The following is a 16354-nucleotide window of genomic DNA, read 5'->3' on the forward strand; positions in this document are numbered from 1 at the left end:
CTCAGAAGATCCTCGGGTCGGTGAACGCGCCGGTGGCCAGCAGGTACACGTAGAAGTCGCACAGGGCCACGCTGACCAGGGAGGCCCACGCCAGTTGCATGTGGCGGGAGTTGAGCCGGCTGATCCAGCCCCACAGCCGGTAGCGCACCGGGTGCTTCGAGAAGTGCTTGAGCCGGCCGCCCATGATGTGGCGGCAGGAGTGGCAGGACAGCGTGTACGCCCAGATCAGCGTGATGTTGACCAGGAACAGCAGCGTTCCGAGGCCCATGTGGCCCCACGCGTAGTGCTCGTCGCGGAAGGTCAGCACGGTGTCGTAGGTGAGGATGCCCGCGACCGGGACCGCCGCGTAGAAGAAGTACCGGTGCGCGTTCTGGAGGATCAGCGGGAAGCGGGTCTCGCCGGTGTACCTCGCGTGCGGTTCGGCGACGGCGCAGGCGGGCGGCGAGGCCCAGAAGCCCCGGTAGTAGGCCTTGCGGTAGTAGTAGCAGGTCAGCCGGAAGCCGAGCGGGAAGACCAGGATCAGCAGCGCGGGGGACAGGCCCCACCAGCTGCCGAAGAGGTCCCAGTTGGGGCCGCCGCGCATCTCCTGGCAGTTCTCCGCGAGACACGGGGAGTAGAAGGGGGAGACGTACGGGGCCGCGTAGTAGTCGGCGTTCGCGAAGGCCCGCCAGGTCGAGTAGACGATGAAGGCGAGCAGCCCGGCCGCGGTGACGGCGGGGGCCAGCCACCACCGGTCGGTACGCAGGTGCCGGGCAGTGATCGCGGCCCGGGAGGCGTCGTGGACGCCGCCGGGCCGCTGCTGGGGTGGTTGTGTGCCTGTGGCCAAAGGGGACTCCGGGAGGAGTGATGAGGGGTGGCCCAGGAGGCCCGGCCGCCTCGGGCGGCCGGGCCAGATGGGGGAGCGGGTCGTACGGCTGGAGCGGTGTACGGCTGGGGCGGGGCGCCCGGCGTCAGGGGGCGTGGCGGTCGCGCGCGCCCAGGCCCTCGTCGTCGGTGTCCGTCCACAGCGCGGTGTCGTACGGCGTGTCCGGGATGGTCACCATCCGGGACGGATCCGGCGCGCCCGACGACGTCGGCTTCTGCCGCTTCGCCTGCTGTTCCAGCTGCTCGACCTTGCGCGTCAGCTCGTCCAGGTTGCGCCGTACGGCACTCAGATCGTCTTGCAGGGACATGATTTGCCCTCACTTCCGCAGGTGCGGTGGCAACGCTCATGTGCGCCTGCGAGTGTCGCGCCTCACGTCCCCGGTTGTGAAGGGACGTGCAGCGATTGCGGGCGCGCAGGCGTGAACTGTGCGCCCCTCCCTGGACCCCATTGTCATCCCTCTTCCGAGGGAATGCCTGTTTGCCGCGCAAGCCGGATTGGTCCGCACGGGTGGGGTTCGCGGCGTGGCGCGAGGCGGCTGCGGGGGGTGCGGCGGGCGGTCGATTTCAGTGGGTTCCGGCAACCGGTGTGATCAGCTCCATATACCGCCGAACGTGATCATGCTTCCCCCACGCCCCGCCCCGGAGGTACCACCCATGTCCCAGAGAAGGCGCAGGTCCTTGGCGCTTCTGACCTCGGGAGTCCTCGCACTGCCGCTCCTCACGGGCTGCGGCGCGGGTGACGACGAGGGCGGTCCGGTCGCCGCCGGACAGGACATCGCCGCGACCGCCCGCGACAAGGTCGCCGACGGGGGTGTCCTGCGGTGGGCGGTGGACGCCCTCCCGCAGACGCTGAACACCTTCCAGGCCGACGCGGACGCCACCACCAACCGGATCGCCGCGGCCGTGCTGCCGCAGCTGTTCGTGATGGACGCCAAGGGGCGGCCGGTGGCCAATCCCGACTACCTGGAGAAGGCCGAGGTCGTCGAGCGGGAGCCCAAGCAGGTCGTCCTGTACAAGCTGAACCAGCAGGCGGTGTGGAGCGACGGCCGCGAGATCGGCGCCCCCGACTTCGTCGCGCAGTGGCGGGCCCTGAACGGCAAGGATTCGGCGTACTGGACCGCGCGCAACGCTGGCTACGAGCGGATCGAGAAGATCGAGCGGGGCAAGACCGACCTGGAGGTCAAGGTCACCTTCGCCAAGCCGTACGCGGACTGGCGCTCCCTCTTCAGCCCCCTCTACCCCAAGCAGGTCACCGGCGCCCCGGACGCCTTCAACGAGGGGGCCCGCGGCACCCTCAAGGTCACCGCCGGCCCCTTCGGCCTCGGGGCGATCGACAAGAAGACCGGCACCGTCGCCCTGAACCGCAATCCGCGCTGGTGGGGCCGGCCGGCCAAGCTGGACACCCTGGTCCTGACGGCGGTGCCCCGGGCGGAGCGCCCGGCCGCGCTGGCCGCCGGCAAGCTCGACATGGCGGAGATCGACCGTACCGGCGCCGACCGGATCGCACTCGCCCTCCGGGACGCGAAGAAGAAGCAGGGCGCGAGCGGCGCGGGAGCGGCCGACGCGGGCGCGGGCGGAGCCCCGGCCCACGGCCCCGGCGCCTCGATGACGGCCGCGCAGGCCACCCTGTCGTGGGCGATCGCCTTCGGCACGGACGAGGACAAGGCCCAGGCGGAGAGGGAGACCCGCCAGAAGCACGCCGAGGCGGTCAGCCGGTACGCCGACGAGCAGGAGGCCCTGCGGACCTTCACCGTCCGCAAGTCCCTGGAGCCGGCCTACACGCAGCTCGCGATGAACGGCTCCGGCGGCCCGCTGGCCGACGAGCGGGTCCGCCGGGCGGTGGCCCGGGTGCTGGACCGCAAGGAGCTGGCCGAGATCGTACTGAAGCCGCTGGGCCTGCCCGCGAAGCCGGTCGGCAGCCACGTGGCACTGGCCGGGCAGCGGGCGTACGCCGACAACAGCGAGGCCCTTGGCGGCCAGGACGCCAAGGCTGCCCAGGCCCTCCTCGCGGACGCGGGCTGGCGCCGGGGCGGCAAGCTCACCGAGCCGCCGGGCGCGAAGGCCGGCCCGGAGAGCGCGCCGCAGGACGACGGGAAGACCCCGTCGGGCCCCGGCACCGGCAACGACGGCCTCTACATCGTGGGCCAGGACGACGAGCGCAACGGCGACCACGGCGGCGCACATGGCAGCCGCCCCGAGGGGCACAGCGGCGACGGCGCCCTTCCCGAGGGCGCGGCCTACGGCCCCGACGGCGAGATCGCCGACGCCGACCGGTCCGCCCGGGACGCCGCGGAGGACGACCGGTTCTCCCCGGTGCTGGCCCCCGCGCCGTTCGCGGAAGGGCAGGAGGCGGCCCTGCGGGCCCAGGCCGCCGCCGCGGGAGCCGTCGAGGACGGCAAGCACAGCCCGGCCCGCGACGGCGCGGCGGGGGAGCCCGCCGAGCCCGCGAAGGGCTCCGCGCCCCCGGCCAAGCAGGCCGTACGGACCTCCGGCTCCATGCTGGCGAAGGACGGCAAGGCGCTCAGCCTGCGCTTCGTCCTGCCGACGGGCCCCGGATCGGAGTCCCTGCGGACGGTCGGCGAGCGGATCGCCGCGATGCTCAAGAAGATCGGCGTGAACACCGAGATCACCAAGGTCGCCGACGAGAGCTTCTTCAAGGACCACATTGCCTCGGGCCAGTACGACCTGGCCCTCTACTCCTGGCCGGCGACCGCCTACCCGGCCACCGACGCCCGGCCGATCTTCGCCAAGCCGGAGCCGGCCGCGGACGGCTCGCTCCTCGTCGAACAGAACTACACACGGGTCGGCACCGACCACATCGACCAGCTCTTCGACCAGGCGGCCGGCGAGCTGGACGAGGAGCAGTCCCGCGAGCTGATGCGCAAGGCGGACGCCCGGATCTGGGCGGCCGCGGGCTCCGTCCCGCTCTACCAGCGCCCGGAGCTGGTGGCCGTCAAGCCGGCCCTGGTCAACGCGGGGGCCTTCGGGCTCGGGGCTCCCCGCTTCCAGGACATCGGCTGGAAGAAGCCCCCGACCGCCAAGGACAAGAAGAAGTGACGCGAGGAGGAGCGGCGCGAGGAGGAGAGCAGGAGAAGATGTGGTGACAAAGGGGTGCCTGTCAGGTTGACCCCGGGATCCCAAGCTCAGATGTGACTCAAGTCGCTTGCCCGCCGGATCCCCCGGCGGGCAAGGTCATGGACACCCGTTGACCCGCATGAATACAGGCAGGACGGGCGGCCGGTGCACCCCACATCGCACCCGGCCTCCCTCATTCGTCCGGCCTCTTGACAGACCCCCGGCAGGCGGTTCCCGCCACGCGACGTACCATGGGGTAAGGCCGTGGCAGGTTTTCGCCCGGCCGAGGCGAGCGTGCCGGACCGTACGCGACGCCATCCACTATCCCGGGAGAAGCGCCGAAGTGCCCACGCGCCACGACATCCGTAACGTCGCCATCGTCGCCCACGTCGACCATGGCAAGACGACCATCGTCGATGCCATGCTCAAGCAGGCCGGTGCCTTCGCCGCCCACCAGCACCTCGACGACCGCATGATGGACTCGAACGACCTGGAGCGTGAGAAGGGCATCACGATCCTCGCCAAGAACACGGCGGTGAAGTATCACCCCAAGGACGGCGGGGCCCCGATCACGATCAACATCATCGACACCCCCGGCCACGCCGACTTCGGTGGTGAGGTCGAGCGCGGTCTGTCGATGGTGGACGCCGTCGTTCTGCTGGTGGACGCCTCCGAGGGTCCGCTGCCCCAGACCCGCTTCGTCCTGCGCAAGGCCCTGCAGGCGAACATGCCGGTCATCCTCTGCATCAACAAGACGGACCGGCCGGACTCCCGGATCGACGAGGTCGTCAACGACACGTACGACCTCTTCCTGGACCTGGACGCCACCGAGGACCAGATCGAGTTCCCGATCGTCTACGCCTGCGGCCGTGACGGCGTCGCCTCGCTGACCAAGCCGGAGGACGGCACCGTCCCCCCGGACAGCGACAGCCTGGAGCCGTTCTTCTCCACCATCCTGGAGCACGTCCCCGCCCCGGTGTACGACGAGGAGGCCCCCCTCCAGGCCCACGTCACCAACCTGGACGCCGACAACTTCCTCGGCCGCATCGCGCTGCTCCGCGTCGAGCAGGGCGAGCTGCGCAAGGGCCAGACCGTCGCGTGGATCAAGCGTGACGGCACCATGTCGAACGTCCGCATCACCGAGCTGATGATGACCGAGGCGCTCACCCGCAAGCCGGCCGAGGTGGCGGGTCCCGGTGACATCTGCGCCGTCGCCGGTATCCCCGACATCATGATCGGCGAGACCCTGGCCGACCCGGAGAACCCGATCGCGCTCCCGCTGATCTCGGTCGACGAGCCGGCGATCTCCATGACCATCGGTACGAACACCTCCCCGATGGTCGGCCGCGGCGGCAGCGGCAAGGGCGCGGACGCCAAGTCCGCGGTCAAGGACCGCAAGGTCACCGCCCGCCAGGTCAAGGACCGTCTGGACCGCGAGCTGGTCGGCAACGTCTCGCTGCGCGTGCTGGACACCGAGCGCCCGGACGCCTGGGAGGTCCAGGGCCGTGGTGAGCTCGCGCTCGCCATCCTGGTCGAGCAGATGCGCCGCGAGGGCTTCGAGCTGACCATCGGCAAGCCGCAGGTGGTCACGCAGGAGATCGACGGCAAGGTGCACGAGCCGGTCGAGCGCATGACGGTCGACGTCCCCGAGGAGCACATGGGCGCGGTCACGCAGCTCATGGGCGTCCGCAAGGGCCGCATGGACAACATGTCGAACCACGGCTCCGGCTGGGTCCGCATGGAGTTCGTCGTCCCGTCGCGCGGTCTCATCGGCTTCCGTACGGAGTTCCTGACGAACACCCGCGGTACCGGTATCGCCCACTCGATCCACGAGGGCCACGAGCCGTGGTTCGGCCAGCTGGTGACCCGTAACAACGGTTCGCTGGTCGCGGACCGCGCGGGTTCGGTCACGCCGTTCGCGATGATCAACCTGCAGGAGCGCGGCGTCCTGTTCACCGACCCCGGCACCGAGGTGTACGAGGGCATGATCGTCGGCGAGAACTCGCGCGCCGACGACATGGACGTGAACATCACCAAGGAGAAGAAGCTCACCAACATGCGTGCGGCTTCCGCGGACAACACCGAGAACGTGGTGCCGCCGCGCAAGCTCTCCCTGGAGCAGTCCCTGGAGTTCTGCCGCGACGACGAGTGCGTCGAGGTGACCCCCGAGGCCGTCCGCATCCGCAAGGTCGTCCTGGACCAGAAGGAGCGCTCGCGCACCGCGTCGCGCGCCAAGTCCGCCAAGTAGTACCCTGCCGAGCCCGGTCGCCGCTCGCGCGGTGACCTTCTCGGTCGCACAGCCGTAGTACGCAACAGCCCCTCCCGTCACGGAGTCCGTGACGGGAGGGGCTGTTCGCGTCTGTCAAGCGGATTTTTGTGTTCAGGTGTCCGCATACCGACCGTGACACTCCGGAAGGTGAGCTAACCGTCCGTTTCGCACGTGTCTGTCTCCTATCCGTTTGTCCGGATTTCGGGTTTTCGGCCTGGGGTGATGTTGTGAAAACGAGACCACTTAAGTGTGGTTTACGGTCTAAGAGTCCCTGAGGATGGCTCCATTGAGCTCGGGTCAATGGGTCACGCGCTGTGGGGAGCGCCGACTCACGAGCACACTCGGGACACCGTTCCTAATCGCCGTCAGGGGTGTCGGCGAAACGTATCGGTGTCCTTCACATCTGACAGTGGACTCATGAGGAGGAAACCCATGCGCGGTGCCAAGAGCGCCAAGTGGGTAGCGGGCGCGATTGTCGTCGCCCTGGCAGCAACTGCCTGTGGCGGCGGTGACGACAAGGCGGCCGGCAAGGGCGAGGTTGACCCGAACGGTATCTACTCGGTCGAGGTCGGCGAGCCCGAGAAGCTCCTGCAGCCGGCCGACACGATGGAGTCCAACGGCTCCATCGTCATGTCGGGCCTGTTCTCGCAGCTGGTCGACTACGACGCCGACGGCAAGCTGACCATGGTCAACGCCGAGTCGGTCGAGTCCAAGGACAGCAAGCTCTGGACCGTCAAGCTGAAGTCGGGCTGGACGTTCCACGACGGCACCAAGGTGACCGCCGACTCGTACGTCAAGGCCTGGAACTGGGCCGCGAACATCGACAACAAGCAGGGCAACGCGTCCTGGTTCGCGGACATCAAGGGCTTCGAGACCGTCCACCCCGAGGCCGAGGGCGCCAAGCCCACCGGCACCGCGATGGAGGGTCTGAAGGTCGTCGACGAGAACACCTTCACCATCGAACTCGCCACCGCCGTCCCGTACTTCGCGTACAAGCTCGGCTACGAGGTCTTCTCCCCGCTGCCCGAGTCCTTCTACAAGGACCCCGCGGCCGCCGGTGAGAAGCCGGTCGGCAACGGCCCGTACAAGTTCAAGTCCTGGGAGCACAAGAAGCAGATCGAGCTGGCCCGCTTCGACGACTACAAGGGCGCGAACAAGGCGAAGAACGGCGGTGTGATCCTCAAGAACTACTCCACCGTCGAGACCGCCTACGAGGACCTGAAGTCCGGCAACGTCGACGTCCTGCGCACCATCGGCCCGAAGGACCTCCCGGTCTACCGCGCCGACCTCGGTGACCGTGCCGTGGACCAGGCGTACTCCGCCGTCCAGACGCTGGCCATCGCGTTCTACGCCGACCAGTGGAAGACCCCGAAGCCGGTCGACCCGAAGGTCATCCAGGGCCTGTCGATGGCGATCGACCGCGACACCATCACCAAGACGGTGCTCCAGGGCACCCGCGAGCCCGCCACCGGCTGGGTCGCCAAGGGCGTCCTCGGCTACACGCCGAACGCCACCGGTGACGTCACCAAGTTCAACCCGGCCAAGGCCAAGGAGCTCATCACCGCGGGTGGTGGCGTTCCGAACAACGAGATCTCGATCCAGTTCAACTCGGACGGCGGCCACAAGGAATGGGTCGAGGCTGTCTGCAACAGCATCACCCAGGCCACCGGCGTGAAGTGCACCGGTGACGCCAAGCCCGACTTCCAGGCCGACCTCCAGGCCCGCAAGTCGAAGCAGGTCAAGTCGATCTACCGCTCCGGCTGGGTCCTCGACTACCCGGTGAACGCCAACTTCATCAGCGACCTGTTCCGTACGGGCGCCGGTGGTAACCAGGGCGGCTTCACCAACCCGGAGCTCGACGCCAAGATCGCCGCGGCTGACACCGCTGCGAGCCTGGACGAGTCCGTGAAGGCGTACCAGGCCATCGAGAAGGACCTGGTCAACTACATGCCTTCGATCCCGCTCTGGTACTACAAGGTCAACGCGGGCTACTCGGAGAAGGTCCAGAACGTCAAGTACGCCCAGGACGGCGACCCGATCATCGAAGATGTCGAGGTCAAGAAGTAAGTTCCGCCGCGTAATTTCGTTCGACGGATGTGGGCCGGCGGGGAGCCGGCCCGCATCCGGGCCTATACGCAGCGCCCGGGGGGCCCTTTCGCGACGCAGTGACGGAACCGTCACGCGCGTGCGTGGCGAAAGGGCCCGTCCGGCTGCGCCTGCCGCATCTTCTACGGAGGCACGATGGGGCGCTATGTCGCACGACGACTGCTCCAGATGATCCCGGTCTTCTTCGGGACGACCCTGCTCATCTTCTTGATGGTGTACAGCCTGCCCGGCGACCCCGTGGCCGGACTCTTCGGGGACAAGGGCACCGACCCCGCAACCCTGGCCAAGCTCCGCCACGAGCACGGCCTGGACCTGCCGATCCTGCAGCAGTACTGGAACTACATCTCCGGCATCCTGTTCCACTTCGACTTCGGGTCCCAGATCCGCAGCGGCCGTGAGATCACCGAGGTCATCGGCGGCGCCTTCCCGGTGACGCTGCGCCTGGCCCTGATGGCCTTCGCCATCGAGATCGTCCTCGGTCTCGGCCTCGGCATCGTGGCGGGCCTCAAGGCCGGCAAGCTCGCCGACAACCTGGTCCTGATCCTGACGCTGCTGATCATCTCGATGCCGGTCTTCGTGCTCGGCTTCATCGTCAAGTCGGTGTTCGCCTTCCAGCTCGGCTGGATCGACCCCAACGTCAGCAACGACGAGCTGTGGAGCGAACTGCTCGCCCCGGCCATCGTGCTGGGATCGCTTTCGCTCGCCTACGTGGCGCGCCTGACCCGCACCTCGATGGCCGAGAACCTGCGCGCCGACTACATGCGCACCGCGGTCGCCAAGGGTCTGCCCAAGAGCCGCGTCATCGGTGTGCACCTCATGCGCAACTCGATGATCCCCGTCGTGACCTTCCTGGGTACCGACATCGGCGCCCTCATGGGCGGCGCCGTCGTCACCGAGGGCATCTTCAACGTCAAGGGCGTCGGCGGTCTGATCTACGACTCGATCGTCCGCCGCGAGGGCCTGACCGTCGTCGGTGTCGTCACCGTCCTGGTCGTGGTCTACCTGATAGCCAGCCTGCTCGTCGACCTCCTCTACGCGGTCATGGACCCGAGGATCCGGTATGCCTGACATGACCAAGACCGACACCGCGACGGCCGTGAACCCGTCCGCGCAGGCCCCGGTGGAGCCGGCGAAGGCGGAGAAGGCGCGCAGCCTGTGGGGCGACGCCTGGGCCGACCTGCGTCGCAACCCGTACTTCGTCGTCTCCTCCGTGCTGATCCTCATCCTGCTGGTGATCGCCGCCTTCCCGGGCCTGTTCACCAGCGTGGACCCCACCAAGGGCGACCTGGTCCACCACTTCCTGACCAAGCCGGAGCTGGGCAGCGTCGGTTCGCCCGACTGGCTCGGTTACGACGGTCAGGGCCGCAGCGTCTACGCGCGCCTCATCTACGGCACCCGCGCCTCGATCATCGTCGCTGTCGCCGTGACCCTGATCGTCACGGTCGTCGGCGGCATCACGGGCATGATCGCGGGTTACTTCGGTGGTCTCACGGACGCGATCATGTCCCGCGTCACCGACGTCTTCTTCGGCATCCCCTTCCTGCTCGGCTCGATGGTCGTCCTCCAGGCCTTCACCAAGCGCACCGTGTGGACCGTCGTCTTCGCCCTGGCCTTCCTCGGCTGGACGCAGATCAACCGCGTGATGCGCGGTGCGGTCATCACCGTGAAGCAGGCGGACTACGTGCACGCCGCGAAGGCGCTGGGCGCGGGAACCACCCGCATCCTGATCCGGCACATCCTGCCGAACGCCATGGCACCGGTGATCGTGGTCTCCACGATCGCGCTGGGCGGCTACGTCGCCGCCGAGGCGACCCTGTCCTACCTGGGTCTCGGCCTCGCGTCCCCCACCATCTCGTGGGGTGTGGACATCTCCGCCGGTGCCGCGCAGATCCGGGTGGCGCAGCACATCCTGCTCTGGCCCTCGATCATGCTGAGCCTCACGGTCCTCGCGTTCATCATGCTCGGCGAAGCGGTTCGCAACGCCCTCGACCCGAAGCTGCGCTGAGGAGGGCGTAAGTGATCACCATGGACAACACCAGTGCAATTCCCTCCCCGCGTGACGGGGACAAGCAGGGCCCGCTCCTCGAAGTGCGCGACCTCCACGTGGAGTTCCACACCCGCGACGGCGTGGCCAAGGCAGTCAACGGCGTCAACTACAGCGTGAGCGCGGGAGAGACCCTCGCCGTGCTCGGCGAGTCGGGCTCCGGCAAGTCGGTGACCGCCCAGGCCATCATGGGCATCCTCGACATGCCGCCCGGCAAGATCCCGCAGGGCGAGATCCTCTTCCGCGGCGAAGACATGCTGAAGATGACCTTCGAGCAGCGGCGGAAGATCCGCGGCCGGAAGATCGCCATGATCTTCCAGGACGCGCTGTCCTCCCTGAACCCGGTGCTCACCGTCGGCTACCAGCTGGGCGAGATGTTCCGCGTCCACCAGGGCCTGTCGAAGAAGGAAGCCCGGCTCAAGGCCATCGAGCTGATGGACAAGGTGAAGATCCCGGCTGCGAAGCAGCGCGTGGACGATTACCCGCACCACTTCTCGGGCGGTATGCGCCAGCGCATCATGATCGCCATGGCGATCGCGCTGGAGCCGGACCTGATCATCGCCGACGAGCCGACCACGGCTCTCGACGTGACCGTCCAGGCCCAGGTCATGGACCTGCTGGCCGAGCTCCAGCGCGAGCTGAACATGGGTCTGATCCTGATCACCCACGACCTCGGCGTCGTCGCCGACGTCGCGGACAAGATCGCGGTCATGTACGCCGGCCGGATCGTCGAGACGGCCCCGGTGCACGAGATCTACAAGCGCCCGGCGCACCCGTACACCCGCGGTCTGCTGGACTCGATCCCGCGTCTCGACCAGAAGGGCCAGGAGCTCTTCGCGATCAAGGGCCTGCCGCCCAACCTTCTGCGTCTGCCCAGCGGCTGTTCCTTCAACCCGCGGTGCACCGCCGCGCAGGACATCTGCCACTCGGAGGTCCCCGCGCTCGCGGTGGTCAGCGAGCAGGACGGCACCGAGCTGCCGGGCCGCCGCAGCGCGTGCCACTTCTGGAAGGAGCAGCTCCATGGCTGAGCTCACCAAGGACACCACCGAGCGCGAGCCGATCCTCCAGGTCCGCAACCTGGTCAAGCACTTCCCGCTGACCCAGGGCATCCTGTTCAAGAAGCAGGTCGGCGCGGTCAAGGCCGTCGACGGGATCTCCTTCGACCTGTACCGGGGCGAGACCCTGGGCATCGTCGGCGAGTCCGGCTGTGGCAAGTCCACGGTCGCCAAGCTGCTGATGAACCTGGAGCGGGCGACGGCCGGCGAGGTCTTCTACAAGGGCCAGGACATCACCAAGCTGTCCGGGCGCGCCCTCAAGGCGGTCCGGCGCAACATCCAGATGGTGTTCCAGGACCCGTACACCTCGCTGAACCCGCGCATGACGGTCGGCGACATCATCGGCGAGACGTACGACATCCACCCCGAGGTGGCTCCCAAGGGCGACCGGCGCCGCAAGGTCCAGGAACTCCTGGACGTCGTGGGCCTGAACCCGGAGTACATCAACCGGTACCCGCACCAGTTCTCCGGCGGCCAGCGCCAGCGCATCGGCATCGCCCGCGGCCTCGCGCTCAACCCGGAGATCATCATCTGCGACGAGCCGGTCTCCGCGCTCGACGTGTCGGTGCAGGCCCAGGTCATCAACCTGATGGAGAAGCTGCAGGACGAGTTCAACCTGTCCTACGTCTTCATCGCGCACGACCTGTCGATCGTCCGGCACATCTCGGACCGCGTGGGCGTCATGTACCTCGGCAAGATGGCCGAGATCGGTACCGACGCGCAGATCTACGAGCACCCGACGCACCCCTACACCCAGGCGCTGCTGTCGGCCGTTCCGGTTCCGGACCCCGAGGCCCGCGAGGGCCGCGAGCGGATCATCCTCACCGGTGACGTCCCGTCCCCGGCCAACCCGCCGTCGGGCTGCCGCTTCCGCACCCGCTGCTGGAAGGTCCAGGACAAGTGCTCCGTCGAGGAGCCGCTGCTGGCGATCCCGGAGCGCTTCAAGGGGCAGGACACCTTCGCCGCGCACGAGTCTGCCTGCCACTTCGCGGAGGAGAAGGCCGTCCTGGCCGTCTGACCTCCCGCGGCTGCGGCCGTACGGCGTCCAGGGCGCCCGGACCGGATTCCTCCGGCCCGGGCGCCCTCGCCTTTTCCGCCCGGCACGGGCCCGCGCCACGCGGTGGGCACCGGACCTGCCTTTGCACCCGGAGGGGTGACAGGGGGCGCGAGCGGGGGTGCAATCGGTCCAACCGGGGGTGTGCCGGACGCTACATGGGGTGACATAGGGCCCAAGTGAGTCTTGGGATCCATAGGAGGCACTCCATGCGCGGAGCCACCCACGCCAAGTGGGCCGCATGTGCGGTGGCCGTCGCCCTCACGGCGACGGCCTGCGGGGGCGACAGCGACAGCAGCGGCGGCGGTGGCGAGGGTGCGGGCATCATCAGCTCTTCGTGGGGCGACCCGCAGAACCCGCTGGAGCCGGCCAACACCAATGAGGTGCAGGGCGGCAAGGTCCTCGACATGCTCTTCCGGGGTCTGAAGCGCTACGACGCGAAGACCGGCGCGGCCGAGAACATGCTCGCCGAGAAGTTCGAGACGACCGACAGCCAGAACTTCACGATCACGGTGAAGAGCGGCTGGAAGTTCAGCAACGACGAGCCGGTCACCGCCCAGTCCTTCGTGGACGCCTGGAACTACGGGGCGGACGTGCGCAACAAGCAGAACAACTCGCCGTTCTTCTCGGACATCGTCGGCTACCAGGACGTGCACCCCGCCACCGGCGAGCCCACCGCCAAGACCATGAAGGGGCTGGTCGTCACGGGCTCCAACACCTTCACCGTCGCCCTGAAGGAGAAGTTCTCCACCTGGCCGCAGACCCTCGGCTACCAGGCCTTCTCCCCGCTGCCCAAGGCCTTCTTCACCGATCACGCCGGCTGGCTCGCCAAGCCCGTCGGCAACGGCCCGTACATGGTGGACTCGTACACCAAGGGCACCGGGATGAAGATGCGCAAGTGGGACGCCTACCCCGGTACGGACAAGGCCCAGAACGGCGGGGTGGACCTCAAGGTCTACACCGACAACAACACCGCCTACACGGACCTGATCTCCGGAAACCTCGACCTCGTCGACGACGTCCCGGCGCAGCAGCTGAAGAACGTCAAGAACGACCTCGGCGACCGGTACATCAACCAGCCGGCCCTCATCATCCAGACCCTCACCTTCCCCCTGTACGACCCGCAGTGGAGCAAGCCGGGCACGGAGAAGGTCCGCCTGGGCATCTCGCGGGCGATCAACCGTGACGAGATCACCAAACAGATCTTCCAGGAGACCCGCACCTCCGCCAAGGACTGGACCTCCCCGGCCCTCGGGGAGAAGGGCGGCTTCTCCGCCACCATCTGCGGCGACGCCTGCGTGTACGACCCCGCCGAGGCCAAGAAGCTCATCCAGGAGGGCGGCGGGCTCCCCGGCGGCAAGGTCACGCTGACCTCCAACGTGGACACCGGATCGCACCGCGACTGGATGGACGCCGTCTGCAACAGCATCAACAACGCGCTCGGCGAGGGCCCGGTGTGCACGGTCAACCCCGTCGGCACCTTCGCCGACTTCCGCAACCAGCAGAGCAGCTACAAGCTGACGGGCCCCTTCCGCTCGGGCTGGCAGGCCGACTACCCGCTGATCCAGAACTTCCTGCAGCCGCTGTACTACACGGGCGCCTCCTCCAACTACGGGAAGTTCAGCAACCCGGAGTTCGACAAGCTCGTCGACCAGGCCAACCAGGAGAGCGACGCGGCGAAGGCGATCGCCACGTTCCAGGACGCCGAGAAGATCCTCGCCGAGCAGATGCCCTCCATCCCGCTCTGGTACCAGAACGGCAGCGCCGGGTACTCCGAGCGGCTCACGGACGTGGCGCTCAACCAGTTCAGCGTTCCGGTCTACGACGAGATCAAGGTCAGCTGACCGGCTGACGGATCACACGGATCCGGGCCTCCCGCCGTGCGGGGGGCCCGCCGAACACCGACACGTGCCCACCCACACACATGGAGCACTCCATGGGACGTTACGTGATCCGGCGGCTGCTCCAGATGATCCCGGTGTTCATCGGCAGCACGTTCCTGATCTTCTTCATGGTGTACGCGCTCGGTGACCCGGTCGCGGCCCTCTTCGGGGACAAGGCACCCGACCCCGCCACCGCCGCGCGCATCCGCAAGGACCTCTTCCTCGACCAGCCCCTGTGGAAGCAGTACCTCCACTACATGGGGCAGATCTTCCAGGGAAACTTCGGCACCGCCTTCAACGGGCAGCCGGTCACCGAGCTGATGGCCAGCGCCTTCCCCGTCACCCTGCGCCTGACCGTCGTCGCGATCGTCATCGAGATCGTCTTCGGCATCACCCTCGGCGTGATCAGCGGACTGCGCCGCGGCAAGGCCGCCGACACCTCCGTACTGGTGATGACCCTCGTCGTCATCTCGGTGCCCACCTTCGTGACGGGCTATCTGCTCCAGTACCTCTTCGGCGTCAAATGGGGCTGGGTCAAGCCCACCGTCTCCCCGGACGCCCCCTTCAGCGAGCTGATCCTGCCCGGCATCGTGCTCGCCCTCGTGTCCCTGGCGTACGTCACCCGGCTCTCCCGCACCTCGATCGCCGAGAACGCCAAGGCCGACTACGTCCGCACCGCCACCGCCAAGGGCCTGCCGCGCCGCAGGGTCGTCACCCGGCACCTGCTGCGCAACTCGCTCATCCCGGTGATCACCTTCATCGGCACCGACATCGGCGCCCTGATGGGCGGGGCCATCGTCACCGAGAGGATCTTCAACATCCACGGCGTCGGCTACCAGCTCTACCAGGGCATCCTGCGCAACAACTCGCCCACGGTGGTCGGCTTCGTGACCATCCTTGTCATCGTCTTCCTGCTGGCGAACCTGCTCGTCGACCTGCTCTACGCGGTCCTGGACCCGAGGATCCGTTATGCCTGACCCCGAGCGCCCCGCAGGCCCCGGCGGCTACGACCCCGTGGGGCCGCGCCCCCACGAGGCCGTGTCCCCCACCGGCCAGGGCGGTCCCATAGACCTGGCCATCGAAGAGGCCGAGAGCGTCGAGGGCATCGAGAAGGACGCGGAGCCCCGCGGTCCCGCCGGCCCCAAGGAGAAGGCCCGCTCGCTGTGGTCCGACGCCTGGCACGAGCTGCGCCGGAACCCGGTCTTCATCGTCTCCTCCCTGATGATCCTCTTCCTGATCGTCATCTCGATCTGGCCCCAGCTCATCGCGAGCGGTGACCCCCTCCAGTGCGACCTGTCCAAATCGCAGCAGGGCTCTGCCCCCGGCCACCCCTTCGGCTACGACACCCAGGGCTGCGACGTGTACACCCGTACCGTCTACGGCGCCCGCGCCTCCATCACCGTGGGCGTCTGCGCCACCCTCGGCGCGGCGCTGCTCGGCTCGGCGCTCGGGGGCCTCGCCGGCTTCTTCGGCGGCTGGGGGGACGCCCTGCTCTCCCGGGTCGCGGACGTCTTCTTCGGCATCCCGGTGGTCCTCGGCGGCCTGGTCTTCCTGTCCGTCGTCACCAGCACCACCGTCTGGCCCGTCGTCGGCTTCATCGTGCTGCTCGGCTGGCCGCAGGTCGCCCGCATCGCCCGCGGCTCGGTGATCACCGTCAGACAGAACGACTACGTCCAGGCCGCCCGGGCACTCGGCGCCGGAAACGGCCGGATGCTGCTCCGGCACGTGGCGCCCAACGCCGTCGCGCCCGTCATCGTGGTCGCCACCATCGCGCTCGGGACGTACATCGCGCTGGAAGCCACCCTGTCGTTCCTCGGCGTGGGCCTGCGCCCGCCGACCGTCTCCTGGGGCATCGACATCTCCAACGCGGCCTCGCAGATCCGCAACGCCCCGCACATGCTGCTCTACCCGGCGGCCGCACTCAGCCTGACCGTGCTCGCCTTCATCATGCTCGGCGACGCGGCGCGCGACGCCCTCGACCCCAAGCTGCGCTGAGGAGCCCCG

The 16354-nt window shown here is 68.3% G+C and carries 12 protein-coding genes; 10 read left to right on the forward strand and 2 right to left on the reverse strand.

Annotated features, from left to right (window positions below; all coding sequences use genetic code 11):
* Position 1: 1 nt before the first annotated feature.
* Entirely contained in the window at positions 2 to 826 is an 825-nt protein-coding gene (locus tag OG737_RS19820) for a hypothetical protein (RefSeq protein ID WP_328927461.1), read from the reverse strand.
* 124 nt (positions 827 to 950) lie between these two features.
* Positions 951 to 1172 carry a hypothetical protein gene (locus OG737_RS19825; RefSeq protein WP_405678687.1) on the reverse strand — a complete coding sequence of 74 codons (222 nt, stop codon included), beginning with the start codon at positions 1170 to 1172 and terminating at the stop codon, positions 951 to 953.
* 310 nt (positions 1173 to 1482) lie between these two features.
* On the opposite strand from OG737_RS19825, the gene OG737_RS19830 reads away from it, so the two are divergent.
* The 10 genes from OG737_RS19830 to OG737_RS19875 all read left to right on the forward strand — a co-directional run bounded on the left by OG737_RS19830 (position 1483) and on the right by OG737_RS19875 (position 16345).
* On the forward strand, positions 1483 to 3921 hold the full coding sequence (locus tag OG737_RS19830; protein ID WP_328930405.1) for an ABC transporter family substrate-binding protein: 2439 nt from the start codon (positions 1483 to 1485) through the stop codon (positions 3919 to 3921).
* Between the two features lie 361 nt (positions 3922 to 4282).
* Positions 4283 to 6187: a translational GTPase TypA gene (gene typA, locus OG737_RS19835; RefSeq protein ID WP_328927463.1), complete on the forward strand. Its 1905-nt coding sequence runs from the start codon at positions 4283 to 4285 to the stop codon at positions 6185 to 6187.
* A 453-nt stretch (positions 6188 to 6640) separates the two neighbouring features.
* Positions 6641 to 8275, forward strand: a complete 1635-nt coding sequence (locus OG737_RS19840; RefSeq protein ID WP_328927464.1) for an ABC transporter substrate-binding protein — start codon at positions 6641 to 6643, stop codon at positions 8273 to 8275.
* 174 nt (positions 8276 to 8449) lie between these two features.
* Positions 8450 to 9382: an ABC transporter permease gene (locus OG737_RS19845; RefSeq protein ID WP_328927465.1), complete on the forward strand. Its 933-nt coding sequence runs from the start codon at positions 8450 to 8452 to the stop codon at positions 9380 to 9382.
* Positions 9375 to 10319, forward strand: coding sequence for an ABC transporter permease (locus OG737_RS19850; protein WP_328927466.1), 945 nt, complete (start codon positions 9375 to 9377; stop codon positions 10317 to 10319). Before OG737_RS19845 ends, OG737_RS19850 begins: the two co-directional genes overlap by 8 nt.
* Positions 10320 to 10339: 20 nt before the next feature.
* Positions 10340 to 11386: an ABC transporter ATP-binding protein gene (locus tag OG737_RS19855; RefSeq protein WP_405681365.1), complete on the forward strand. Its 1047-nt coding sequence runs from the start codon at positions 10340 to 10342 to the stop codon at positions 11384 to 11386.
* The gene (locus tag OG737_RS19860; RefSeq protein ID WP_328927468.1) at positions 11379 to 12431 is read left to right on the forward strand and encodes a dipeptide ABC transporter ATP-binding protein; all 1053 of its coding nucleotides are present in this window, start codon (positions 11379 to 11381) and stop codon (positions 12429 to 12431) included. The genes OG737_RS19855 and OG737_RS19860 overlap by 8 nt, the downstream gene beginning before the upstream one ends.
* A 245-nt stretch (positions 12432 to 12676) precedes the next feature.
* Positions 12677 to 14311: an ABC transporter substrate-binding protein gene (locus OG737_RS19865; RefSeq protein ID WP_328927469.1), complete on the forward strand. Its 1635-nt coding sequence runs from the start codon at positions 12677 to 12679 to the stop codon at positions 14309 to 14311.
* 92 nt (positions 14312 to 14403) lie between these two features.
* A complete protein-coding gene (locus OG737_RS19870) occupies positions 14404 to 15327 on the forward strand; it encodes an ABC transporter permease (protein WP_328927470.1) in 924 nt (307 codons plus the stop codon).
* Complete coding sequence (locus OG737_RS19875) at positions 15320 to 16345, forward strand: ABC transporter permease (protein WP_405678682.1); 1026 nt, start codon at positions 15320 to 15322, stop codon at positions 16343 to 16345. The genes OG737_RS19870 and OG737_RS19875 overlap by 8 nt, the downstream gene beginning before the upstream one ends.
* Positions 16346 to 16354: the final 9 nt, after the last annotated feature.

The organism is Streptomyces sp. NBC_00122 (assembly GCF_045160845.1).
GTDB lineage: Bacteria > Actinomycetota > Actinomycetes > Streptomycetales > Streptomycetaceae > Streptomyces.